Origin of the sequence: Peribacillus sp. R9-11 (assembly GCF_031345095.1) — a bacterium.
GTDB classification, from domain to species: domain Bacteria; phylum Bacillota; class Bacilli; order Bacillales; family DSM-1321; genus Peribacillus; species Peribacillus butanolivorans.
The window spans coordinates 5,510,282-5,534,936 of sequence record NZ_CP133763.1 but is presented as its reverse complement, the minus strand read 5'-3'; the positions used below and the strand labels follow the sequence as shown (position 1 = coordinate 5,534,936).

Here is a 24,655-nt window from a genome sequence, read left to right as displayed (position 1 = left end):
GCTTAGCTTTTCCTAATTATGTAAATCTATTGATCGCTTTTGCGGACGCCTGCTACTGCTAAATGATTTTTTGTCATTTCTTCAATGAAAATCGTTACAGCTTCAGCTGGTGCTCCAGTCGTTTCCGTAACCGCTGCGGTTACTTTTTCAACTAAAGCCTTTTTTTGCTCGTCCGTACGGCCTTCAAGCATTTTGACTGTTACATATGGCATATTCTTTCCCCCCTTTCCCCTTATGTTGTAGTGTTTCACATTGGAAATGGAATTGCAAGATACTGAAATCAGAGTTTTTTCACTTCTTGGTCTTTTGTTGTATACTAACGGTAATAAATATTGGGGGAGAAGCTATTGGAGCTATTGATGCAATTCTTGAAGCAAATAGAACGGTTTTTGGCATATAGTTTGGAAGAACTTCCATATGTCATTGTGTCACTGTTAATCGCATTTACGGTTCATGAATTTTCCCATGCTTATGTAGCCTATAAGTTCGGTGACCCGACTGCAAAGAATGAAGGAAGAGTCACATTGAATCCGATTCAGCATTTGGATCCGATAGGAACACTGCTGATTTTGATAGCCGGATTTGGTTGGGCAAGACCTGTCCCGGTCAATCGTTTTCATTTTAAGAATCCAAAATTGGCAGGAGTACTCGTCTCTTTTGCCGGTCCGTTCAGTAATTTGCTTGTTGCAATTTTGGGGTTTTTAATTTTTTACGGGTTGCTTGCGTCAGGCGTTGGACCTGATTTACCTTTTTTCGTCGAGACCTTCTTAAGAATTCTAATAAACTTAAATATCCTTTTATTTGTATTTAATCTGATACCGCTACCACCGCTCGATGGTTATAGGATCGTACAAGATCTTGTTTCAGCAGACTTGCGGGCAAAAATGACCCAGTATGAACAATATGGCTCCCTGATTTTTTTGATTCTGATTATCACACCGCTGAGCCGTTATACAATTAGTCCGGTTTTGAATAAAGTTGTGCCATTTGTAGGTGGCACCTTGAGTCAATTTTTTTCACTTTTGTTTTTTTAACTGATAAGGAATGACAAACAATAAAGGGGGATATAAACATGGAAGAACAACCAAAGAAAAAGGTAGGGTTTAATATTATTAAAAACGATCCGATGAAAGGTCATAGCGGATATGGGGCTGGGGTTTTGACGCTCGATAATATTTCTCCGGTCATCATCGATGTTGACGCGGGCGAAGCCGAGGTCGATATTGGGGCGATGCATGCGAGAAGTGCAGTGGAAAAAGGAATCAAATTTTTAAAGACTAAGGAAGAGGTCCCGAATGCCAAACCTTACTGGCTTGTTTGGGTGACTATTGAAGCCACTCAAAATGGTCCGCATTATGCAGGTGTGACAGCATGTGAAATGATGGTCGATCGTTCAATTAGACGCGGGTACAAATCCCTTCCGGAGCATGTTAACCGGATGGATAAATCGCTAAAACGACATATCATCGTCGACGACATGGATGACAAATCAAAGCGGATACTTGCGGACTTCCTGAAAAACCATGACGCAGGCATGTGGGAACGCTCATCAGCCCAGCTCAAGCAGTCATTGACGGTTTGAATGTGATTTAATGTATTAATGTATGAAATTTGAAGTTTAGTGAAAAATGCACTTGTAGGAAACAGATAAAATCAGTAAACTTAAAGACAGCAGTTTAGACACTGTGGAACTAGGACAGAAAAACCCCGAAGCCGCTACCGGCTTCGGGGTTTTTCGTTATCCCCATGGCTTTAATACTTTTTTGTACCATGGAGTCTTTTGTTCTTCTTCCTTCGGAGTACGTTTTGAATTCTTGCCCTTGAAGTGCTCTGCACAGTATTCGACTGGCTCAGTTCCTTTAACATAGTAGGTCAACCTCGAAGCAGGACAGGCCTTCGTTGCCAATTTACCGCTTTCAGGATTCACATAAACTCCGATTACATTTTCCGTTTCCTTAAACGATTTTGCGGGTTGTCCATGTAGGCCTTTTTCCATATAGGAAGCCCAAATCTTCTTCGCATAGCTTTTTTCAGCTGGAACTTCGATTTTCTTTCCTTGATCATAACCCGTCCAAACTCCGGCAACAAGGTGCGGTGTGTAGCCAATCATCCAGCTATCTGTAGAGGTGGAGCCGGACTTTCCAGCGTATGGGCGTGTCAACTGGGAACTGATTGTGCTGCCAGTCACTTTCGTATAGCCATTTAAAGTTTCATCAAAAACCCCTGTAAGCATCTCGGTCATTACAAAGGCTTTATCCGCATCCAGAACCTGTTCCGTTTTCTTAGTATGGTCAAAAATCACTTCGCCTTTTTGATTTTCAACTCTTTTGATAAAGATGGGTTCAACTTTTTTACCGCCGTTAGCCAGAATGCTGTAGGCATTAACCATTTCAATGGCTCGAACACCTGACGTGCCAAGTGCTAGAGATGGAACAGCATCCATTTTCGAAGTGATGCCGAACCTATGCGCCGTATCTACCAAAGATTGTTCACCAAGGAACAAATGCGTTTTTACGGCAAAGATATTGTCCGATAGAGCAACGGCCTGAGCCATTGTGATTTCGCCTTCCGCATATTGATGATTGTAATTGTGCGGCGTGTAAGAAGAGTGACCATCATCAAAAGAAAACGTAGTTGTCTCACTTTTCAAGGTGGTAGATGGTGTAAAACCATTTTCCAGTGCTGAATAGTAGAGCAATGGCTTCATCGTAGAACCAGGCTGGCGAACGGCCTGTGTGGCACGATTAAACGGTGATTCTGTGTAATTTTTACCACCGACTAATGCACGGACTTCCCCTGTGCCCGGATCCATTGCGACTATAGCAGCTTGAATGTCTGAGGACTTGGGTATGGTAGTAGAAAGAACCTCTTCAGCAATGTCCTGTTGTTTTTCATCAAGAGTCGTATAAACCTTAAGCCCGCCCAGTTCAATCGTCCGGTCATCTATATGAAGCTGAGATTTTAAAGCCTGCTTAACAGCATCCTGGAAATAAGGGGCTGTTTTATTGGTTACAGTCCCGTGCTCGCCTTTTAATGTAAGAGCTGTTTGCAAGGCTTTATCCATATTTGCTTCTGAAATGTAGTTTTTGTTTTTCATGGCTCGCAGGACAATTTGTTGCCTTGATTTTGCTTTTTCCAAGTTATCCAATGGAGAGTAGTTGGACGGCCCTTTAGGTATCCCGGCTAGCATGCTCGTTTCTGAAAGAGTTAAATCCTTAGCATCTTTGCCAAAGTAATATTGACTAGCGGCCTGAGCTCCATAGGCGCCATGACCGTAGTAAATCGTATTTAGATAGCCTTCTAGAATTTCCTTTTTGGAATAGTTCATTTCCAGCCGTATCGTATAAAAGGCTTCATTAAACTTTCGCGTCCACGTTTTGTCATGGCCGAGAAACAGATTCCTGGCATACTGCTGGGTAATCGTGCTTGCCCCTTGGACCTTCGACCTTGCACGAATATCGGCAAGGATAGCTCCGCCGATTCGTTTTATATCAAAGCCTTTATGGGTGTAAAATTGTCGATCCTCAACCGCAACAGTAGCCTTGATAAGCTGTGGAGAAATCGATTCCATTCCAGCCCAATAACGTTTCTGGCCATTATCGGTTTCACCAATCACATTTCCGCTATCACTATAATAGAGAGTGGACTGTGGCACAACCAAAGGCGGCGGACCTAATATTTTTGCATACACCAGTAAAGAGAGAAGCAATACAAAGAGTATTGTAAGTCCGATTGTGGCAAGAATAATAAAGGCCCGCACATATTTAGTTGTCCTTTTAAATCGTTCGCTTGGAATTAACTCCAATTGCTTTCACCTCTCTTTTTATAAAAAGAATCTATTACTATTATGGAAAAAAAAGAAATTTTTAAACATAAGAACTGCATTTGTGAAATTTAACTTGCAATTCTGCTAGATTCGTCTATAATTTTTCTAGCTAATGACAATAACGAAAATGGGAAACCTATTAGGTGACTTACTATATGAATTGGAAAAGGAGCGTTAATAAATGAGCATTTGGTTTACTGAGAAACAAACAGAGAATTTTGGTATTACGATGAAAGTGAATCGTACTTTACATACGGAGCAAACTGAGTTTCAAAAGCTAGATATGATTGAAACAGAAGAGTGGGGCAATATGCTATTGCTAGATGACATGGTAATGACTTCACAACGCGATGAATTCGTTTACCACGAAATGGTAGCCCATGTTCCTTTATTTACTCATCCTAATCCAGAGAACGTTTTGGTTGTAGGCGGAGGAGACGGTGGAGTAATCCGTGAAATCCTAAAACACCCAAGCGTAAAAAAAGCTACTTTGGTTGATATCGATGGGAAAGTTATCGAATACTCAAAGAAGTTCTTACCTGAAATTGCAGGTATGCTTGAAGATCCGCGTGTAGACGTACAAGTAGGGGATGGCTTCATGCACATCGCTAAAAGTGAAAATGAATATGACGTGATCATGGTTGACTCTACTGAACCAGTTGGTCCCGCTGTAAATTTATTTACTAAAGGCTTTTATGCTGGGATCTCCAAAGCACTGAAAGAAGACGGGATTTTTGTGGCACAATCTGATAATCCTTGGTTTAAAGCAGACTTAATACGTGATGTGCAACGCGATGTGAAAGAAATATTCCCGATCACTAGCCTTTATTTAGCAAATATCCCGACATATCCAAGTGGTCTTTGGGCATTCACAATCGGCTCTAAAAAGTATAACCCGCTTGAAGTGACAGAAGAGCGTTTCCATGAAATTGAAACAAAATATTATACAAAAGAACTTCATAAAGCAGCTTTCGTTCTGCCTAAATTTGTTCAAGATTTAGTGAAATAAGGGAGGCATGAATATGCGATTTGATGAAGCCTACTCTGGTAATGTATTCATTAAAAGCCACCCGAGTTTTGAGGAATCTGAAGCAGTGCTTTACGGTATGCCTATGGACTGGACAGTAAGTTTCCGTCCAGGTTCCCGCTTTGGTCCTACTCGAATTCGTGAAGTTTCTATCGGTTTGGAAGAATACAGTCCGTATTTAGATCGTGAATTAGAAGAAGTGAAATTCTATGATGCTGGGGATATTCCATTGCCATTTGGGAATCCACAACGCAGTATCGATATGATTGAAAAATTTGTTGACGGCGTACTTGATGCAGGTAAATTCCCATTGGGTATGGGCGGGGAGCACCTCGTCACTTGGCCTGTTATTAAGGCTATGTATAAGAAATATCCAGACATGGCTATTATCCATATGGATGCCCATACAGATTTACGCGAGGACTATGAGGGTGAGCCGCTTTCACATGCGTCCATCATCCGCAAATCAGCGGAGCTTATTGGTCCGAAAAATGTTTACTCTTTCGGCATTCGTTCCGGCTTAAAAGAGGAATTTCAATGGGCAAAAGAAAACGGCATGCATATCTCGAAATTTGAAGTTCTTGAGCCACTGAAAGAAGTATTGCCTCAGCTAGCAGGTCGTCCAGTATATGTGACGATTGACATCGATGTTCTTGACCCTGCGCATGCACCGGGAACAGGCACTGTTGATTGTGGAGGCATTACATCTAAAGAGCTATTAGCCTCGATTCATGAGATAGCGCGTTCTGAAATTAATGTAGTAGGTTGCGATTTAGTTGAAGTGGCACCGATCTATGATCCATCCGAGCAAACAGCGAACACAGCAAGCAAGCTGATTCGCGAAATGCTCCTGGGTTGGGTTCAAAAAGGTTAATGGATGGAAGACTGTTCCTGTTTTTAAGCAGGAATGGTCTTTTTTGTATACTGAGAACAAGAAGACGTGTAGATTTTCTGTATCTGAAAGATACTTTTTAAAAAATTCCACCACACGAAGCAATTATTGCGTTAAAATCAAATGAATTGGCATCACATGTTTTTCAGCAGACTATTCCGCCCAATTTAGATTCAAACTTTATTTTCCGCTCCAAGTTGAAACTTCCCTGAAGAATATTTATACTTATAAAGTTAAGAACGACATGATGAAGGAAGTGTAGCTTTGTCTCTTCATGATATAGATAAACATAATATTAAAGTTACTTTACAGACAAAAATCAAGCATGGCTCGGAAACGGAAACGTATGAGTTGGTTACATTTGGTACAAAAATGTATAAAGGTTCCGATTTGTATTTGCAATATACAGAAGAAAATGAAGCCGGTAAAACGCAGACAACAATCAAGCACAAAACGAATGATACGATTCTGCTTAGAAACGGTGCCATTAAAATGAGGCAGCTTTTCCGCTTGCAGGAAGCGACAAATGGACATTATGAAAGTATATATGGCAGGCTCGGGTTACTGACGACCACGAAGAAAATTCATCATCAATGGGATGAGCAAAAAAAGGAAGGGAAGCTGGTCCTTCACTATACGTTACATATGCAGGGAAGCGAACCCGGGCAATATGAAATGACGATTTCCTACAAGGAGGAAGCATAGAACATGAACATAGTAAAAGAGGTACAGGAAAAACTGAAACAAGAAATTAACGCTGCAGTTATTAAGGCTGGTTTAGCAACGGAAGAGCAAATTCCAAACGTAGTATTGGAACTTCCGAGAGATAAAACACACGGAGATTATTCCACAAATATGGCGATGCAATTAACAAAGATTGCAAAAAAAGCGCCGAGAATGATAGCTGAGGCAATCATTGAAAACTTTGATAACTCAAAAGCATCAATCGAAAAAATCGAAATTGCAGGACCAGGGTTCATTAACTTCTACATGAATAATTCGTATTTGACAGAACTAATTCCGGTCATTTTGAAAGCGAACGATGCGTATGGAGAAAGTGACTTTGGAAAAGGTGAAAAAATCCAGGTTGAATTTGTTTCTGCCAATCCGACTGGTGATCTTCATCTTGGCCATGCTCGTGGTGCTGCAGTAGGTGATACTTTGTGTAATGTATTGTCTAAAGCAGGTTATGATGTTTCACGTGAATACTACATCAATGATGCAGGAAACCAAATTAATAATTTGGCTATTTCAATAGAAGCACGCTATTTCCAAGCGCTAGGCCTCGAAAAAGATATGCCAGAGGGTGGCTATCATGGCGAAGATATTATTGGCATCGGTAAAACACTTGCAAGTGAATATGGCGATAAATATGTAAACGTTGATGAAAAAGAACGTTTTGACTTTTTCCGTGAGTATGGTTTGAAATATGAAATGCAAAAACTGAAAACAGACTTGGAAAACTTCCGTGTCGGTTTTGATGTATGGTACTCTGAAACTTCTCTTTATCAAGACGGTAAAATTGACGAAGCGCTTGAAGTGTTGAAGGGAAGAGGTCATATTTATGAGGAAGATGGTGCGACATGGTTCCGTTCTACAGAACTTGGCGACGATAAAGACCGCGTTCTTATTAAGCAGGATGGGTCTTACACATACTTGACACCGGATATTGCATACCACCGCAATAAATTGGAGCGCGGCTTTGAAACGTTGATTAATATTTGGGGTGCGGACCACCATGGTTATATCCCGCGTATGAAAGCAGCAATCGAAGCGTTAGGTTATAAACGTGAGCAGCTTGAAGTAGAAATCATTCAGCTTGTCCATCTATACAAAGATGGCGAGAAAATGAAAATGAGTAAGCGTACTGGTAAAGCAGTGACGATGCGTGATCTTATTGAAGAAGTGGGTCTGGATGCAACACGTTATTTCTTTGCGATGAGAAGCGCGGACACACATATGGACTTTGATCTGGATCTTGCAGTGTCACAATCCAATGATAACCCAGTTTATTATGCACAGTATGCCCATGCTCGTATTTCAAGTATTTTACGCCAAGGTGTGGAACAAGGAATCAGCTATGAAGGTACCACTGATTTCTCTGCTCTTTCTACTGAAAAGGAAGTAGAATTATTGAAGAAATTGGGAGAGTTCCCTCAGGCAATTGCAGAAGCTGCCGAAAAAAGGATGCCTCACCGCATGACAAATTATATTTTCGACCTGGCTTCTACATTCCACAGCTTCTACAATGCTGATAAAGTATTGGATGTTGAGAAGATGGATAGAAGTAAGGCCCGTCTGGGTCTTGTCAAATCAGTTCAAATTACGTTGAAAAATGCATTAGCACTGATTGGTGTTTCAGCTCCGGAAAAAATGTAATAAAAAAAGCGACTGATTCTTGTGAAACAGTCGCTTTTTATTGTATTGATTAACACTCTACAGCACCGCCGCTAATTCTTTTCACACCACGTACCTTAGCGACATCTTCAATAAGTTTCAACATTGCCCGGTCCTTCATTTTAGCTTCAATCATGAAATCGACGTCTTGTCTGAGTTCCCTTAGTACTTTCAAAAGGGGAATAATGAATTCAAAATCGATATAATCTGCATGCGAGCGAAATTCAACTGCCGACTTTGGAGAAGAAATATGAACCTTAGGTACCGTCCCAGACTGACTCCAGGTGGAGAAAATTTGGATGAGCAGCTCGTTAAGCGGCTCATCGGATAGATTCGCAAGATGGTGGTGGTAATCAAAGACAAGCGGAATGTTTTCCTTTTTACACACGATCAAGGTTTCTGATGCTGTATATGTTTTATCGTCATTCTCCAAGGTCATCCTTGCTTTCACATGCCTGGGGAGCGACTTAAGGTTGTCATGAACCCGTATTATGGCTGATTCTTTATCACCATAAGCTCCACCGACATGGATATTGATAAAAGAGGAGTCGGCAATCCCCATCGCATCAAGCATCTTATAGTGAAACTCCATATCTTTTACGGCATTTTGTGTAATCTCGGGTTTAGGGCTTGTAAACAACGTAAACTGATTAGGGTGAAAGCTAACCCGCATTTTATGTGCAGATATCCAATCGCCGAGCTGTTTCCATTCTTGTTTAAAAGGAGTGACAAAATCCCATTCTACCTCGGGGTGCGTGGCTAAAGGAACAATTGAACTGGACATCCGGTAGATTTCTATTTGGTGAGCTGTATTATATTGAAGGACCCTTAATGTACTTTCAATGTTCTGTTTTGTCACACTAAGAAGCTTTTGCATCCCTTCCTCTTGTCCAAGTGCGCTGTACCGCTTAAAGGTAAGCGTCTTAGCGGGGGAAGCTTCCCAAAGACAGGTGGCATTAGATACATATCCAAATCTAATTTTCATTTAATTCTCTCCCTAAAAACGCGATGTTAAAGAAAAGGAGAAAGGATGGAAGCCAGTGACTCTTTTGCTGTACGGGCTACATTAATGGAGGATAGTGAATCCCTGCTTAATGGCTTAGATTCAGCTATGTCTACCGCCAATTCCTTTTTTACATCTTCTATAAATGCTTGGTCAAATATCAAACAATTGATTTCACTATTTAAAAATAGACTTCGTTTATCAAAATTAGCAGTACCAACATCACAAATTATATCATCAATCAATATCACTTTAGAATGGTAGAACCCTCTTTGAAATTGCAGAATAGTAGCACCTTCCTTTAATAAAATCCGGAAATAGGGGAAGGATGCCTCTTTGACAAGGGCGTGATCCGACATTTCAGGAACAATGACCGTCACAGAAACCTTGCGTGCAAGGGCTGACCTTAATTCCTGAAACAGTGTTTGACTGGGGATGAAGTATGGGGTTCCGATAATGATTTTTTTCTCAGCTTGCTGAATTAAGCGTGTTAAAGTCTGCTCAAGATGGCTTCCGTTCGTGACAATAACCTGATGAGCCTGAGTACCAGGAACCAAGGTAGGAAAATATGCAGGTGTTCCCCGGTAATCTTCGTTTGTATCGTGAACCCAGTCAGAAAGGAAGACTTCCTGCAAATCCTTAACTCCTTCCCCAGTTATTTTTACATGGTAATCTCTCCAAGGATTTAACTTTTCCCCTTGGTTAATATACTCCTTGCCGATATTAAATCCGCCAAGATAGCCGATCCGACCGTCTATTACGGTAATTTTGCGGTGATTTCTTTTTTGTATCGAATAAAAAAGGAAAGGGAGCTTGGGTTTAAAGCTAAATGAAAAATGAACGCCGCTTTTCTTTAATTCCTGAATGCTCTCCCGGGAAATGTTTTTACTGCCAATCCTGTCGACTAACAGTCTTACTTCAACACCCGCTTCAGCTTTAGTTTGAAGTAACTTTAAAAACTCCTTGCTAAATTTATCATTTTTTACTATATAAAAAAGAATATGGATAGAATCCTGAGCTAGCTTGATTTCTTTCATGAAATCATCAAACAGTATTTTCCCTGATGTGAATACAGTCAAGTCACTTTTCCGAGGCGGATATTTAATGTTCGTTACCTGCTTCATATTACGCTTATGCCCTAACTTAAAATCGACCCAACACCAAGTGAAGATCAATAAAAAAATAGAGGCAAGCGTAGTGATTATCTTCAACAAAATCCCCCCTAATTGATTTAATTTAGTTTGGCTCAAGTTACTTGTTCATAACCATCAAAAAAAGAGTGAAGATAAACTACATTTTTTTTCTAAAATAGAAGGTAAATTTACAGAATTGTCGAACTATACAATTAAGATGTTGAAAAACAAACTATATTTATTTAGAAAGAAAAAGTTGACTGAATGCTCATTCATTATATAATGGAATTAATCAAATTTCAGAAAAATGCCATATTTTCAAATTTATTAAAATGAGCAACTAGGCATTTTACTTGAATAAAAAACTTTTTAGAGGGGGAAAGAGTGCATGGAAATGAATGGCCTGCTGTGGATTAACTTAACTGCATTTTTACTTGTAACCGCTTACGCCGCTGGATTATTTGTCTATTTGATAAGGACTCGAATAGCTTATATAAAACTTGGTAAAAAAGTGGAATTCGATAACCGTGTGAAAGATCGTCTCGTGAAAATAGGGGTTTATGTGTTTGGACAGAAGAAGCTCTTTAAAGATAAAAAGAGCGGAATCATCCATGCCATGTTATTTTACGGTTTCATCTTAGTGCAATTTGGTGCACTGGACTTTTTTATAAAAGGCTTAAAGCCTGGGTGGCATCTACCGTTTGGCCCCGTATACCCGGCCTTTACTTTCTTCCAAGAAATCGTGACGCTTACGGTTCTTGTCGCAATCCTTTGGGCAGCTTATCGTCGTTACGTAGAGAAACTTGTTCGTTTGAAAAGAGATTTTAAAGCAGGATTGGTTGTTATCTTCATAACAGGAATCATGATTACAGTGTTACTAGGTAATGGGATGGGAATGATCTGGCACGGACACGAAGCAACTTGGTCAGAGCCAGTTGCCTCTAGTATCGCCTACCTATTTGGCTGGATGGGACCAACAGCAGCGACTGTTGTGTTTTATGTAGCCTGGTGGATGCATTTGCTAATCATATTATCGTTCCTCGTTTATATCCCGCAGTCTAAGCATGCTCACTTAATTGCTGGACCAATAAATGTATTTCTTAACCGTCTGGATAATCCAGGAAAATTAAAGTCGGTAGATTTAGAAGAAGAGGTTTTAGACAAAGAAGGCAATCAATATTATGGTGCCAAATATATCGAGGACTTAACGCAATATCAAATGGTGGACCTCTATGCATGCGTAGAGTGCGGCCGTTGTACGAATATGTGCCCGGCAACTGGTACAGGGAAAATGCTGTCGCCGATGGATATTATCATCAAGATGCGTGACCATTTAACAAATACAGGTGCAGCTGTTACAACAAAGCAGCCATGGGTTCCATCCTTCGTTTTTGGCAATTCAAAGGGAAATAAGATAGCACTAGCCAGTGCCACGCAGGGAGCACAGGAATCAGCTGCAGCAACTGAAGCTTACAGCCCGAGCTTAATTGGAGAAGTCATTACTGAAGAAGAACTTTGGGCATGTACCACTTGCAGGAACTGTGAAGACCAATGTCCGGTAATGAATGAACATGTCGACAAAATTATCGATATGCGCCGATATCTAGTCTTGACTGAAGGTAGGTTGGATCCAGATGCTCAACGTGCGATGACAAACATTGAGAGACAAGGGAACCCTTGGGGATTGAATCGTAAAGAGAGAGAAGACTGGAGAGTCCTGCGTGATGATGTTAACATCCCGACAGTTAAAGAATTGCAAAAAGCAGACGAGGAATTCGAATATTTATTCTGGGTAGGTTCAATGGGATCGTACGATAACCGAAGCCAGAAAATTGCCCTTTCCTTCGCTAAACTAATGAATGAAGCGGGCATCAAATTTGCAATCTTAGGAAATAAGGAGAAAAACTCAGGAGATACTCCTCGCCGGTTAGGTAATGAGTTTGTTTTTCAAGAGCTTGCAATGAAAAATATAGAGGAATTCCAGAAAAATGAAATTAAAAAAATCGTGACAATTGATCCTCATGCCTACAATATTTTTAAGAATGAGTATCCGGATTTTGGTTTGGAGGCTGAGGTATATCACCATACTGAATTACTAGCCAAACTTGTCAGTGAAGACAGATTGGTACCACAGTATCCGGTTAATGAAACGATTACATTCCATGATTCTTGTTATTTGGGAAGATACAATGATGTATACAGTCCGCCACGTGAAATTTTACAATCTATTGAAGGCGTCAAGCTTATTGAGATGGAACGTAACCGTGAAAAAGGCATGTGCTGTGGAGCTGGAGGCGGCTTGATGTGGATGGAAGAAGAAACCGGAAACCGTATAAATGTGGCACGTACTGAACAAGCACTCGCCGTTAACCCAACTGTTATCAGTTCCGGCTGTCCGTACTGTTTGACCATGTTATCTGATGGTACAAAAGCAAAAGAAGTTGAAGAAAATGTAAAAACGTATGATGTAGCCGAATTACTCGAAAAAGCGGTTATTGGTGAAAATAAGTCAATAGCATCTTAATTTTAAAATAAAATTGCCTGCTTCTTTTAAATGAATATATTCAATTGAAGTAGGCAATTTTTAATTAATTTTGAACTAAATATTTTAATTTTTGTAAAAATTATGTAATATAATATTAAGCGCTTACAATAAATATTTTTTTGATCCTATATTGAGCGAGCGTTCAATCAATGTTACTTAAAGGAGGAAAAAATGATGACAAAAACAGTGATTGTTAGTGGTGTGAGAACACCTTTTGGTAAATTCGGCGGAGGTCTTAGCAGTTTGACAGCATCACAACTTGGAGGAATTGCAATCAAGGAGGCGGTTAAGCGGGCAGGGATTGAAAGCAGCCAGATAGACGAGGTCATTATGGGGAATGTGCTACAAGCAGGTCAAGGCCAAATACCTTCTCGCCAGGCAGCACGTCTTGCAGGATTACCTTGGGAAGTGAAAACCGAAACCATTAATAAAGTATGTGCATCAGGACTTCGTAGTGTGACATTGGCTGATCAGATTATTCGCTTGGGGGAGGAAGAAATCATTGTTGCCGGCGGGATGGAATCGATGAGCAATGCACCTTATATTATTCCGAAAGCAAGATGGGGACTTAGGATGGGTGATGCCCCGCTTAAGGACACAATGATTTCTGATGGGCTTAGCTGTAGCTTTACCGGCGTACATATGGGTACATACGGCAATAGTACTGCTGAGGAACTTGAACTTACCCGTGAGGACCAAGATAGCTGGGCCTACGAAAGTCATCAAAAAGCGATAAAAGCAATTGATGGCGGTATCCTTGCTGAAGAAATCATTTCCGTACAGGTTCCGGTACGAAAAGGTGAACCAATTACAATTGAACATGATGAAGGGCCAAGAAAAGATACATCCTCTGAGAAGCTCGCTAAATTAGGTCCGGCTTTTAATAACGAAGGGACTATAACTGCAGGAAATGCGCCCGGCGTCAATGATGGAGCAGGTGCACTCGTGTTAATGAGCGAAGATCGTGCGAGAAAAGAAGGGAAAACGCCTTTTGCTTATATTTTAGGTCATGCCGAAGTGGCTGTTGAAGCAAAGGATTTTCCTAAAACACCGGGCTTAGTCATAAATAAAATCTTAGAAAAGACTGGTAAATCGATAGAAGACATTGATTTATTTGAAGTAAACGAAGCATTTGCTGCGGTGGCACTGGCCAGTGGGAAAATTGCCAACATCGAGCCGGAAAAAGTCAATGTGAACGGTGGAGCCGTAGCATTAGGGCACCCAATCGGAGCCAGTGGAGCTCGAATCATCATTACGCTGATGCATGAATTGAAACGGTGTGGCGGTGGATTAGGTATTGCAGCAATTTGTAGTGGCGGCGGCCAAGGAGATGCCATATTAATCGAAGTACCAAAGCAGGGCTGATAGATTCATAGATAAATAAGGAGGGATATTCATGAGCATTCATAAAGTGATGGTCATTGGCGCGGGGCAGATGGGATCTGGTATTGCACAAGTTTGCGCAATGAGCGGTTATGAAGTTCTTTTACATGATTTAAAAGAAGAATATGTAGAAAAAGGCTTAGGCACAATTATCAAAAATCTTTCCCGTCAAGTTGAAAAAGGGAAAATGGCAGTTGGGGATAAAGAGGCAACCCTTTCACGATTGACTTCATCAACAGATTTAAAAAATGCCGCTGGGGTTGATTTGGTGATTGAAGCGGCGATTGAAAATATGGAAATTAAAACAAAGCTATTCGCCGAGTTGGATGAAATTACTCCGAAACACGTAATTCTTGCATCCAATACTTCTTCTCTACCGATTACCGAAATAGCCGCCGCCACAAGAAGACCGGAAAAGGTAATTGGCATGCATTTTATGAATCCCGTTCCGGTCATGAAGCTGGTTGAGATTATTCGAGGTCTTGCAACAACGGACGAAGTTTATAAAAAAGTTGAGAAAATGGCGGAATCTCTAAGCAAGGTACCAGTTGAAGTAAATGATTTCCCTGGCTTTGTCTCGAACCGGATTTTGATGCCGATGATTAATGAGGCCATTTATACACTATACGAGGGTGTCGCTACTAAAGAGGCAATCGATGACGTGATGAAGCTAGGAATGAATCATCCGATGGGTCCGTTGACACTAGCTGACTTCATTGGGTTGGACACATGTTTATACATAATGGAAACCCTTCACCAAGGGCTAGGAGATGATAAATACCGTCCATGTCCTCTGTTAAGAAAATATGTAAAAGCAGGGTGGTTAGGTAAGAAGTCAGGACGTGGCTTTTACGAATATAACAAATCATAGAGAGTATGCAGCTAGGGAGGAATGAAGGAATGGATTTCAAGTTTACAGAAGAGCAGGAAATGATGCGGAAAATGGTACGTGATTTTGCGGTGAATGAGATTACCCCACATATCGAGGCAATGGAAAGAGGAGAGTTCCCCAAAACAATCCTGCATAAAATGGGTGAGCTTGGGTTAATGGGAATCCCGATTCCAGAACAATATGGGGGAGCGGGTATGGACTTTATGTCTTATATTATCGCCATTAATGAAATTTCCAAAGTTAGCCCGACTCTCGGTGTCATATTGTCTGTTCATACTTCTGTTGGAACAAATCCAATCGTTTATTTTGGAACGGATGAGCAGAAGCAAAAATATGTGCCTAAGCTTGCCGCGGGAAAATTGTTAGGTGCTTTTTGTTTAACAGAACAAAGCTCAGGTTCCGATGCTGCTAGTTTGAAATCAAAAGCGGTCAAGGAAGGCGGTATGTATCGAATAAATGGATCCAAGGTATTTATCACCAACGGTGGCGAAGCAGATGTATATATTATTTTTGCCTCAACCAACCCTGAGAAGGGGAGCAAGGGAATCTCTGCCTTTATCGTAGAAAAAGGAACCCCGGGCTTAATCATTGGAAAAAATGAACGTAAAATGGGTCTTCATGGATCGAGCACCGTACAGGTAACCTTTGAAGATATGAAAATACCTGCAGCTAATATCCTTGGCAACGAAGGAGAGGGCTTTAAGATAGCGATGGCCAACTTGGATTCTGGAAGGATAGGCATTGCTTCTCAAGCACTTGGAATCGCTGAAGGTGCTTTGGAACATGCTGTCCAATATGCAAAAGACAGAGTGCAATTTGGTAAACCAATTGCAACCCAGCAGGGGATTGGTTTCAAGCTGGCTGAAATGGCAACGAACATAGAAGCTTCTAGACTACTGGTCTATCGAGCGGCGTATTTACGCTCCAAAGGGTTGAATTGCGGCAAGGAGGCGTCCATGGCTAAGCTATTCGCTTCGAGGACGGCTGTTGAGGTGACAATAGAAGCCGTTCAAGTTTACGGCGGCTATGGATACACAACGGAATATCCAGTCGAGCGCTATTTCAGGGATGCAAAGGTAACCGAAATATATGAGGGTACCAGTGAAATACAGAGGATGGTCATCAGTAAAAATCTATAAAAAAGAAAAAAGTGGGGGACATAGTCATGCAATTTAAACTAACAGAAGAACATGAAATGATCAGAAAAATGGTACGCGACTTTGCCCAAAATGAAGTGGCTCCGTCAGCCGCTGAAAGGGATGAAGAAGAACGATTTGACCGTGAGATTTTTGATAAAATGGCTGAACTGGGATTGACAGGGATTCCATGGCCAGAAGAATATGGCGGCATTGGAAGCGATTACTTAGCTTATTGTATCGCGATTGAGGAACTTTCCCGTGTTTGCGCTTCTACGGGAGTAACTTTATCCGCTCATACCTCTCTTGCAGGATGGCCAATTTACAAATTTGGATCTGAAGAGCAAAAACAAAAATACCTTCGTCCGATGGCGCAGGGTGAAAAAATAGGTGCGTATGGTCTGACGGAGCCAAGCTCAGGCTCTGACGCTGGTGGTATGAGAACGACTGCAAAGCTTGTAGGTGATGAATATATTATTAATGGTTCAAAAATTTTCATCACGAATGGCGGGATTGCTGATACGTATGTAGTTTTTGCATTGACAGACCCTGAATCCAAACAAAAAGGAACAAGTGCCTTTATCATTGAAAAAGACTTCCCGGGCTTTAGTGTGGGTAAAAAAGAGAAAAAGCTGGGGATTCGTTCATCACCTACCACGGAAATTATTTTTGATGAGTGCCGTGTGCCTAAAGAAAATCTTCTTGGCAAAGAAGGAGAGGGCTTTAAAATTGCGATGATGACGCTTGATGGTGGCCGTAACGGAATTGCGGCCCAGGCAGTCGGCATTGCACAAGGTGCATTGGATGCAGCAGTTGACTATGCAAAAGAGCGTGTCCAATTTGGAAAACCAATTTCCGCACAGCAAGGCATCGGTTTTAAATTAGCGGATATGGCGACAGGAGTGGAGGCTTCAAGGCTATTAACCTATCAGGCAGCTTGGTTAGAGTCAGAAGGTCTTCCTTATGGAAAAGAGTCGGCAATGTCAAAACTATTTGCAGGGGATACAGCAATGAAAGTGACGACAGAGGCCGTGCAAGTTTTCGGTGGTTATGGATATACAAAAGATTATCCAGTTGAACGCTATATGCGTGATGCAAAAATCACCCAGATCTATGAAGGTACGCAGGAAATTCAAAAGCTGGTCATCTCAAGGATGATAACTAAATAGAATTGAAATCAGGTTTTCCGGTGAGGAATCGTTCTTCCCGGAATACCCTTTTCATTTTTCAAAAGACTGTCTTTTGAACATTAAATGATAGGCTTTCCAAAAGGGGTTAGAAAATGGAGAAAAGAGAAGTTCATGCGTCAGTAAAGGATGAGCGGCTGGTTGAAAAAAGGCGCACACAAATGATAAAAGGTGCGGTGACCCTTTTTAAAGAAAAGGGATTTCATCGTACTACGACGAGGGAAATCGCTAAAGCCGCTGGTTTCAGTATAGGTACGTTATATGAGTATATCCGGACAAAGGAAGATGTTTTATATTTGGTCTGTGATTTTATTTACGATGAAGTTCAGGAAAAACTTCAGAAAGAAATTGAACAGAGTGATGGGACACTAGAAAGTCTGAAACTGACAATCGCTTATTTTTATCAAGTAATGGATGAAATGCAGGACGAAGTTCTAGTTATGTATCAAGAAGTGAAAGCTCTGACGAAAGATGCATTACCATACGTGCTAAACAAAGAAATCCAGATGGTAGGTATGTTTGAAAAGGTCATAACAAAATGTGTCGAAAATGGGGAGCTTCTGTTAACGGAAAATCAAATAAGTCTTGTTTCTCATAACATTTTTGTTCAGGGACAGATGTGGAGTTTTAGAAGATGGGCTTTACACAAAAAGTATACGCTTCAAGAGTATGTTGAACTGCAGACACAATTATTGATTCAAAATGTATCGATTCAGAAAAGTACTTTGATATGAATTCGTTTCAATAAGGAGGAGCTAAATGAGTACAGTTGAGGTGTATAAACCAAAGAACCATATCCGATTCGTGACTGCTTCGAGTTTATTTGATGGACATGATGCATCTATTAACATCATGAGGAGAATCCTTCAGGCTAGCGGTGCGGAGGTTATTCACCTAGGCCATAATCGCTCGGTAGAGGAAATAGTTAACGCGGCGATCCAAGAGGATGTTCAAGGTATAGCGATGTCATCTTACCAAGGTGGGCATGTGGAATATTTTAAATACATGTATGATTTGTTGAAGGAAAAGGGAGCTCAGCACATTCGGATTTTTGCCGGCGGAGGAGGAGTCATCATCCCACGGGAAATTAAAGAGCTTCATGAGTATGGAATTGCCCGTATTTTCTCTCCTGATGAGGGACGGGAGTATGGGCTTCAAGGCATGATTAATGTATTGATGGAGGAGTGCGACTTTTCAACCGTCAAACCATCCTTGCAGGAACGCTTTGATGAACTGATCGCAGGGGAAATAAGCGCCATTGCCCAATATATTACCTTCGCTGAAAATAGACTCGATGCTGTAAATGAATCTGCGGCTGCAGTGGAGAGCCTCCTTGAGCAAATCAAGACATCTGAAAAGCAGGTTCCGGTTCTTGGGATAACAGGGACGGGAGGAGCAGGGAAAAGTTCGCTGACTGATGAATTGATTCGTCGATTTATAAACGAAATTCCAGATAAGAAGGTGGCCATCCTTTCTGTCGACCCGACAAAGCAAAAAACAGGTGGTGCCTTGCTTGGTGACCGAATCCGAATGAATGCAATTTTTTCTGAGCGTGTTTACATGCGGAGCCTAGCCACTCGTCGTTCAAAAAGTGAGTTGTCTTTAGCGATTAAAGATGCCATTTCGGTTGTGAAGGCAGCTGGCGTCGATTTAATTATCGTTGAAACGAGCGGAATTGGTCAGGGGGATGCGGAGATTGCTGAGATATGCGATGTGGCTATGTATGTGATGACGAGTGAGTTCGGTGCTCCTTCCCAGCTTGAAAAAATTGATATGATTGATTATGCCGATTTAATAGTGATAAACAAATATGAGCGTAAAGGTTCCGAGGATGCAAAAAACCAAGTTCAAAAACAATATCAACGGAGCCGTACGCTTTTTGATCAAGATCCTTCTGAAATGCCTGTCTATGGCACAATTGCTTCCCAATTCAATGATCCAGGAACGAATGCATTATTCGCTGCACTAATTGAAAAATTAAATGAAAAAGCAGGGACAGAGTGGAGTACTACTTTTTCAAAAGAAGCGGAAGTATACAAACAAAATGTCATAATTCCAACCGACCGCCGCTATTATTTACGTGAAATCAGTGATACGGTCCGATCGTATCATAAGCGGGCTAGTGAACAAGTCCGTTTTGCCCGCAGACTCTTTCAGCTCGAAGGAGCAATTGAAGCAGTTAAGGAAAATGAAAGTAATGAAGACGTTATCAATTCTCTGGAAACACTGAAAAAGGAAACCGCTTCTAAATTATCTTCTGAATCAAAAAAGATCCTTTCTGGATGGATGGACTTAAGAGAAAAATATGCAGGGGAGCAGTTTGTAACAAAAATCCGGGATAAAGAAATCATCACAAAGCTGAAAACTAAAAGCTTATCAGGTCTAATGATTCCGAGAGTATCACTGCCTAAATATGTGGACTATGGAGAAATATTAAGTTGGGTCTTCCGTGAAAACGTACCTGGCTTCTTCCCTTATACAGCCGGAGTCTTTCCATTCAAGCGTGAGGGAGAAGACCCTAAGCGGCAATTTGCTGGTGAAGGTTCACCGGATCGAACCAACCGACGTTTTCATTATTTGTCAAAGGACGATAATGCCAAACGACTCAGTACGGCTTTCGATTCTGTGACGTTATATGGGGAAGATCCTGATTACCGGCCGGATATTTATGGAAAGGTAGGTGAAAGCGGCGTCAGTATCTGTACGTTGGATGACATGAAAAAATTGTATGCCGGCTTCGACCTATGCCACCCATCGACCTCTGTATCCATGACTATCAATGGTCCTGCGCCAATTATTTTGGCCATGTATATGAATACAGCGATTGATCAGCAGGTTCAACTGAAAGAAAAAGAGTTGGGCCGTTCTCTTACAGATGCCGAAACTGAACAAGTGCAGGCTTACACGCTTCAAACGGTACGCGGGACCGTTCAAGCCGATATTCTAAAAGAAGACCAAGGGCAGAATACATGCATCTTTTCCACGGAATTTGCCCTAAGGCTGATGGGGGACATCCAAGCGTATTTCATTGATAATAAAGTCAGAAATTATTATTCGGTATCCATTTCTGGGTATCATATCGCTGAAGCAGGCGCCAATCCTATTTCACAATTGGCTTTTACTTTAGCAAATGGATTTACTTATATAGAGTATTACTTAAGCCGCGGAATGAATATTGATGACTTTGCACCGAATTTGTCTTTCTTCTTCTCGAATGGGCTAGACCCGGAATATACGGTTATCGGAAGGGTTGCAAGACGGATCTGGGCGACAGTCATGCGTGATAAATATGGAGCGAATGACCGTAGTCAGAAGTTGAAATATCATATCCAGACGTCGGGGCGCTCTCTCCATGCGCAGGAAATTGATTTTAACGATATCCGAACGACACTTCAGGCATTAATGGCCCTGCAAGACAACTGCAACTCCCTGCATACGAATGCATACGATGAAGCTATTACTACACCTACGGAAGAGTCTGTACGTCGTGCAATGGCTATTCAAATGATCATTACAAAGGAGCACGGGCTATCAAAAAATGAAAACCCGATGCAGGGTGCTTTTGTAGTAGAAGAGTTGACAGATCTGGTTGAGGAAGCGGTACTACAAGAGTTTGATCGCATCAATGATCGGGGCGGTGTATTGGGTGCTATGGAGACACAATATCAACGCGGGAAAATCCAGGATGAATCCATGCATTACGAAATGAAAAAGCATACGGGAGAATTGCCGATTATTGGGGTTAATACGTACTTGAATCCTAATCCTCCTTCAGAAGAAGCTGTGAACAGCATGGAGATTGCCCGTGCCACGAAAGAAGAAAAGGAAGGGCAGATCATTAACTTGCAGGCATTTCAGGAAAAAAATAAAGCGTTCATAGAAGAAGCCCTAACTAATTTAAAAGCAGCGGCGATGAACGGGGAAAATATTTTTGCTGAACTCATGAATTGTGTGAAAGTGGCTAGTTTGGGCCAGATTACACGTGCATTATATGATGTCGGCGGACAATATCGAAGAAATATGTAAAGTTAAGGGGTACTCCGAAATTGAGGAGGCCCCTTTTTCAAAAAAATTCCGAGTTTTTTTCGCAAAATGTAAATTTTCCCTTATAATTATTTGGTAAAGGGGCAAAAATGATGAATCAGCCCTATTGGAGTTGAGAAAATGAACCTGAAGATGATTGGATTAATCATAGGTTATATTTTTGCTATCATTATTTTATTTGAGTTGTATGAGCATCAATTAGGCGCCGTTTCCTTTTTTATTCTATCTGTAGTATTTTTTACTGCAGCCTATCGTCAGAAATCATTGAAGAGTAAATAAAATCTGTTTAAAGATTTCTGTTTACATAAACGTAAGGGTAAATCTGTGAAAGTATCAGATAGAACTAGCATAAACCCAATTAGATTGTTTATAATGGAGTATATGTCTAGCAGGAATTGTCGTTATTTTATCGAAATACTGTTTTAGATTATTTTTTTATGTGAAAAAACACAGAATTTAGTGTTTGAATAGAGAAGGGAAGTGCGGAATTTGAGTTTAAAACAATACTCAAAAGAGCAGTTATTGGAAATGTCCTTAATAGAGATGGCATATGATTTGTTAGTGGAAAGAAATGAACCGATTCCATTTAAAGATTTAATAAGTGAGTTAGCTACGCTTCATCATTTATCTAAAGCAGAAGTGGCAAAAAGAATTGCTCAATTCTATACAGATTTGAATGTAGATGGCCGATTTACTTCACTTGGAGACAACCGCTGGGGATTGAAAACATGGTACCCAGTTGACCAAATTGAAGAAGAAGTTGTACATGTTGTAAAACCGAAGAAGAAAAAGAAAGCTAAAAAAGCCGCTGTGGTTGTCGACGATTTCGATGAGCTTGAAGATGAAGATCTTGATTTTGAAGAAGATATCGATGATTTAGACGAAGATGAGGATGACGACGACGATGATCTTTTAGGTGCTCCAGTAATCGACGAGGAACTTTTAGAAGATGACGTAGACGATGATGACGATCTAGAAGAAGAAATAATTGAAGACGAAGCATTTGTCATAGAAGACGATGAGGACGAAGATGAAGACGAAGAAGAGCTTGATGAAGATCATGAGAAATAAATAATCGCCCTTGACTTTTTAAGGCGAAATTTGTAGAATCATTTTTGGGCTCCTTAAAAAAGGACACAATGATTAAATTATATCGCTCCCTTACTTTTATTGTAAGCGGAGCGTTTTTGTTTTTAATGATGGAATGAATAAATGACATCATTTTTTTATTTTTTTAAAATGATTTCTCTTATAAGGGTAAAACTATAGAGAACATAATTAAATGTTACTGTCATTTAAGGAAATTTATTCTTATTCGTGTATCCGGCATGACTCTCACTAAAGACCTTTAAGTAATTATTGGTTTGTACTGCTTTGCGGTCTTAAACGAAAAGGACAAGAAGTTAAAACCTGCCTTGTGCTTTTAAACCGCCAGTGTGGCGGCAGAAAATTAATTTATATCATAAAGATGCGGGTTCTGTTTTAAATGTATTTGAAAAAGTAAGAGAACAGCATTGGATGAAAACATTCTATAGGAGGATATGAGATGACAAAATATATTTTTGTAACAGGTGGAGTAGTTTCTTCCTTAGGAAAAGGGATAACAGCTGCTTCTTTAGGTAGACTTTTAAAAAATAGAGGCTTGAATGTAACGATTCAAAAATTTGACCCTTATATTAACTTAGATCCAGGGACAATGAGTCCTTATCAACATGGTGAAGTGTTTGTAACAGATGATGGTGCTGAAACAGATTTGGACCTTGGTCATTACGAGCGTTTTATTGACATTAACCTTGGTAAACACAGCAATGTGACAACAGGTAAAATTTATTCAACCGTCCTAAGAAAAGAGCGCCGTGGCGACTACTTAGGTGGAACAGTTCAAGTTATTCCCCATATCACAAATGAAATTAAAGAACGGGTATTCCGTTCAGGTAATGAAACTAATGCGGATATAGTCATCACTGAAATCGGTGGTACGGTCGGGGATATTGAGTCTCTTCCATTCCTTGAAGCGATTCGTCAAATTAAAAGTGATATCGGAATCAATAATGTTATGTATATCCACTGTACACTTGTTCCTTACATCAAAGCTGCTGGTGAAATGAAAACAAAACCGACACAGCATAGTGTAAAAGAATTACGTAGTCTTGGAATTCAGCCGAATATCATCGTTGCACGTACAGAAAGCCCAATTTCACAAGATATGAAGGATAAAATTGCGTTATTCTGCGATATCGATAAAAATTCAGTTATCGAATGTCTAGATGCAGATACACTTTACTCTATCCCTCTTGCGCTTCAAGCACAAAACATGGACCAAATCGTTTGTGATCACTTGAAATTGGACTGTGGCGAAGCGGATATGGAAGATTGGAAAGAGCTTGTCAAAAAGGTTACTTCTTTATCAAAGAAAACGAAAATCGCTCTTGTCGGAAAATATGTTGAATTGCAAGATGCTTACCTTTCTGTTGTGGAAGCACTTAAGCATGCAGGTTACGCATTTGATGCGGATGTTGAAATCGACTGGGTAAATTCTGAAGATGTTACAAAAGAAAATGTGGCTGAACTTCTTCAAGATGCAGATGGAATCCTTGTTCCTGGAGGATTTGGAGATCGTGGAATCGAAGGGAAAATTGCAGCTACTGAATTTGCCCGCACCACAAAAACACCATTCTTCGGAATCTGTTTAGGTATGCAGTTGGCATCCATTGAATATGCACGCAACGTTCTAGGATTGACAGAAGCGCACTCAGCTGAAATTAATGAGGAAACTCCAGACCCAATTATTGACCTTCTTCCTGAGCAAAAGGATGTAGAAGATTTGGGTGGTACACTGCGTCTTGGTCTATACCCTTGTAAGCTTATCGAAGGAACTAAAGCATACGAAGCGTATAATGATGAGGTTGTTTATGAACGTCACCGTCACCGTTATGAATTCAACAACCATTACCGTCCAGCTATGGAAGAGGCAGGATTTGTCTTTTCTGGTACAAGCCCAGATGGTCGCCTAGTTGAAATCATTGAATTAAAAGATCATCCTTGGTTCGTGGCTTCACAATTCCACCCGGAATTCACGTCACGTCCTAACCGTCCACAGCCACTATTCCGTGACTTCGTTGGCATGTCTTTAAAAAACAATAAAAAACAATAATAAAACAAAAAAACAGCCCATGTGGCTGTTTTTTTT

The 24,655-nt window shown here is 40.7% G+C and carries 20 protein-coding genes; 16 read left to right on the top strand and 4 right to left on the bottom strand.

What is annotated here, in order from left to right; translation table 11 throughout:
• Nucleotides 1-26 precede the first annotated feature (26 nt).
• Nucleotides 27-212: a 2-hydroxymuconate tautomerase gene (locus tag RE409_RS26865; protein WP_053348435.1), complete on the bottom strand. Its 186-nt coding sequence runs from the start codon at nt 210-212 to the stop codon at nt 27-29.
• 165 nt (nt 213-377) lie between these two features.
• On the opposite strand from RE409_RS26865, the gene RE409_RS26860 reads away from it, so the two are divergent.
• Both RE409_RS26860 and RE409_RS26855 read left to right on the top strand, forming a co-directional pair.
• Nucleotides 378-1,034 carry a site-2 protease family protein gene (locus RE409_RS26860; RefSeq protein ID WP_201225055.1) on the top strand — a complete coding sequence of 219 codons (657 nt, stop codon included), beginning with the start codon at nt 378-380 and terminating at the stop codon, nt 1,032-1,034.
• 38 nt (nt 1,035-1,072) lie between these two features.
• Nucleotides 1,073-1,582: a YwhD family protein gene (locus RE409_RS26855; RefSeq protein WP_201222567.1), complete on the top strand. Its 510-nt coding sequence runs from the start codon at nt 1,073-1,075 to the stop codon at nt 1,580-1,582.
• Nucleotides 1,583-1,738: 156 nt separating this feature from the next.
• On the opposite strand, the gene RE409_RS26850 is transcribed toward RE409_RS26855, so the two are convergent.
• On the bottom strand, nt 1,739-3,805 hold the full coding sequence (locus RE409_RS26850; RefSeq protein WP_309558312.1) for a transglycosylase domain-containing protein: 2,067 nt from the start codon (nt 3,803-3,805) through the stop codon (nt 1,739-1,741).
• Nucleotides 3,806-4,007: 202 nt separating this feature from the next.
• On the opposite strand from RE409_RS26850, the gene speE reads away from it, so the two are divergent.
• The 4 genes from speE (at nt 4,008) to argS (ending at nt 8,124) form a co-directional block, all read left to right on the top strand.
• On the top strand, nt 4,008-4,835 hold the full coding sequence (speE, locus tag RE409_RS26845) for a spermidine synthase (protein ID WP_056524113.1): 828 nt from the start codon (nt 4,008-4,010) through the stop codon (nt 4,833-4,835).
• 13 nt (nt 4,836-4,848) lie between these two features.
• Nucleotides 4,849-5,727 (top strand): agmatinase, encoded by an 879-nt coding sequence (gene speB / locus RE409_RS26840; RefSeq protein WP_056524116.1) that lies wholly within the window; start codon nt 4,849-4,851, stop codon nt 5,725-5,727.
• 282 nt (nt 5,728-6,009) lie between these two features.
• Complete coding sequence (locus RE409_RS26835) at nt 6,010-6,450, top strand: YwiB family protein (protein ID WP_053348440.1); 441 nt, start codon at nt 6,010-6,012, stop codon at nt 6,448-6,450.
• Nucleotides 6,451-6,453: 3 nt separating this feature from the next.
• A complete protein-coding gene (argS, locus tag RE409_RS26830; RefSeq protein WP_201187522.1) occupies nt 6,454-8,124 on the top strand; it encodes an arginine--tRNA ligase in 1,671 nt (556 codons plus the stop codon).
• A gap of 49 nt (nt 8,125-8,173) precedes the next feature.
• Here argS and uvsE read toward each other — a convergent pair whose 3' ends face one another.
• A complete protein-coding gene (uvsE, locus tag RE409_RS26825) occupies nt 8,174-9,127 on the bottom strand; it encodes a UV DNA damage repair endonuclease UvsE (protein WP_309558311.1) in 954 nt (317 codons plus the stop codon).
• Nucleotides 9,128-9,153: 26 nt separating this feature from the next.
• Nucleotides 9,154-10,356: a cardiolipin synthase gene (gene cls / locus RE409_RS26820; RefSeq protein WP_242485354.1), complete on the bottom strand. Its 1,203-nt coding sequence runs from the start codon at nt 10,354-10,356 to the stop codon at nt 9,154-9,156.
• A 316-nt stretch (nt 10,357-10,672) separates the two neighbouring features.
• On the opposite strand from cls, the gene RE409_RS26815 reads away from it, so the two are divergent.
• The 10 genes from RE409_RS26815 to RE409_RS26770 all read left to right on the top strand — a co-directional run bounded on the left by RE409_RS26815 (nt 10,673) and on the right by RE409_RS26770 (nt 24,619).
• Entirely contained in the window at nt 10,673-12,802 is a 2,130-nt protein-coding gene (locus RE409_RS26815) for a (Fe-S)-binding protein (protein ID WP_201225057.1), read from the top strand.
• 195 nt (nt 12,803-12,997) lie between these two features.
• On the top strand, nt 12,998-14,188 hold the full coding sequence (locus RE409_RS26810) for an acetyl-CoA C-acetyltransferase (protein WP_309558310.1): 1,191 nt from the start codon (nt 12,998-13,000) through the stop codon (nt 14,186-14,188).
• A gap of 31 nt (nt 14,189-14,219) precedes the next feature.
• The gene (locus RE409_RS26805) at nt 14,220-15,077 is read left to right on the top strand and encodes a 3-hydroxybutyryl-CoA dehydrogenase (RefSeq protein ID WP_201250225.1); all 858 of its coding nucleotides are present in this window, start codon (nt 14,220-14,222) and stop codon (nt 15,075-15,077) included.
• A gap of 29 nt (nt 15,078-15,106) precedes the next feature.
• A complete protein-coding gene (locus tag RE409_RS26800) occupies nt 15,107-16,237 on the top strand; it encodes an acyl-CoA dehydrogenase (RefSeq protein ID WP_201222577.1) in 1,131 nt (376 codons plus the stop codon).
• Nucleotides 16,238-16,263: 26 nt separating this feature from the next.
• On the top strand, nt 16,264-17,403 hold the full coding sequence (locus RE409_RS26795) for an acyl-CoA dehydrogenase (protein WP_053348446.1): 1,140 nt from the start codon (nt 16,264-16,266) through the stop codon (nt 17,401-17,403).
• A gap of 113 nt (nt 17,404-17,516) precedes the next feature.
• Nucleotides 17,517-18,155: a TetR/AcrR family transcriptional regulator gene (locus RE409_RS26790; RefSeq protein WP_201187512.1), complete on the top strand. Its 639-nt coding sequence runs from the start codon at nt 17,517-17,519 to the stop codon at nt 18,153-18,155.
• Nucleotides 18,156-18,180: 25 nt separating this feature from the next.
• Nucleotides 18,181-21,447, top strand: a complete 3,267-nt coding sequence (gene icmF / locus RE409_RS26785) for a fused isobutyryl-CoA mutase/GTPase IcmF (protein WP_309558309.1) — start codon at nt 18,181-18,183, stop codon at nt 21,445-21,447.
• Nucleotides 21,448-21,585: 138 nt separating this feature from the next.
• Entirely contained in the window at nt 21,586-21,744 is a 159-nt protein-coding gene (locus RE409_RS26780) for a hypothetical protein (RefSeq protein ID WP_157443906.1), read from the top strand.
• Between the two features lie 210 nt (nt 21,745-21,954).
• Entirely contained in the window at nt 21,955-22,536 is a 582-nt protein-coding gene (rpoE, locus tag RE409_RS26775; RefSeq protein WP_201187508.1) for a DNA-directed RNA polymerase subunit delta, read from the top strand.
• Nucleotides 22,537-23,011: 475 nt separating this feature from the next.
• Nucleotides 23,012-24,619: a CTP synthase gene (locus RE409_RS26770; protein WP_056524140.1), complete on the top strand. Its 1,608-nt coding sequence runs from the start codon at nt 23,012-23,014 to the stop codon at nt 24,617-24,619.
• The last annotated feature ends 36 nt before the right edge of the window (nt 24,620-24,655 follow it).

Coding starts and splice junctions, on each gene's coding strand:
- icmF (WP_309558309.1), top strand. CDS start 18,181: ATGAGTACAGTTGAGGTGTATAAACCAAAGAACCATATCCGATTCGTG.
- RE409_RS26810 (WP_309558310.1), top strand. CDS start 12,998: ATGACAAAAACAGTGATTGTTAGTGGTGTGAGAACACCTTTTGGTAAA.
- speE (WP_056524113.1), top strand. CDS start 4,008: ATGAGCATTTGGTTTACTGAGAAACAAACAGAGAATTTTGGTATTACG.
- RE409_RS26800 (WP_201222577.1), top strand. CDS start 15,107: ATGGATTTCAAGTTTACAGAAGAGCAGGAAATGATGCGGAAAATGGTA.
- RE409_RS26815 (WP_201225057.1), top strand. CDS start 10,673: ATGAATGGCCTGCTGTGGATTAACTTAACTGCATTTTTACTTGTAACC.
- RE409_RS26795 (WP_053348446.1), top strand. CDS start 16,264: ATGCAATTTAAACTAACAGAAGAACATGAAATGATCAGAAAAATGGTA.
- RE409_RS26790 (WP_201187512.1), top strand. CDS start 17,517: ATGGAGAAAAGAGAAGTTCATGCGTCAGTAAAGGATGAGCGGCTGGTT.
- RE409_RS26855 (WP_201222567.1), top strand. CDS start 1,073: ATGGAAGAACAACCAAAGAAAAAGGTAGGGTTTAATATTATTAAAAAC.
- RE409_RS26780 (WP_157443906.1), top strand. CDS start 21,586: ATGAACCTGAAGATGATTGGATTAATCATAGGTTATATTTTTGCTATC.
- RE409_RS26770 (WP_056524140.1), top strand. CDS start 23,012: ATGACAAAATATATTTTTGTAACAGGTGGAGTAGTTTCTTCCTTAGGA.
- argS (WP_201187522.1), top strand. CDS start 6,454: ATGAACATAGTAAAAGAGGTACAGGAAAAACTGAAACAAGAAATTAAC.
- speB (WP_056524116.1), top strand. CDS start 4,849: ATGCGATTTGATGAAGCCTACTCTGGTAATGTATTCATTAAAAGCCAC.
- RE409_RS26805 (WP_201250225.1), top strand. CDS start 14,220: ATGAGCATTCATAAAGTGATGGTCATTGGCGCGGGGCAGATGGGATCT.
- RE409_RS26865 (WP_053348435.1), bottom strand. CDS start 212: ATGCCATATGTAACAGTCAAAATGCTTGAAGGCCGTACGGACGAGCAA.
- uvsE (WP_309558311.1), bottom strand. CDS start 9,127: ATGAAAATTAGATTTGGATATGTATCTAATGCCACCTGTCTTTGGGAA.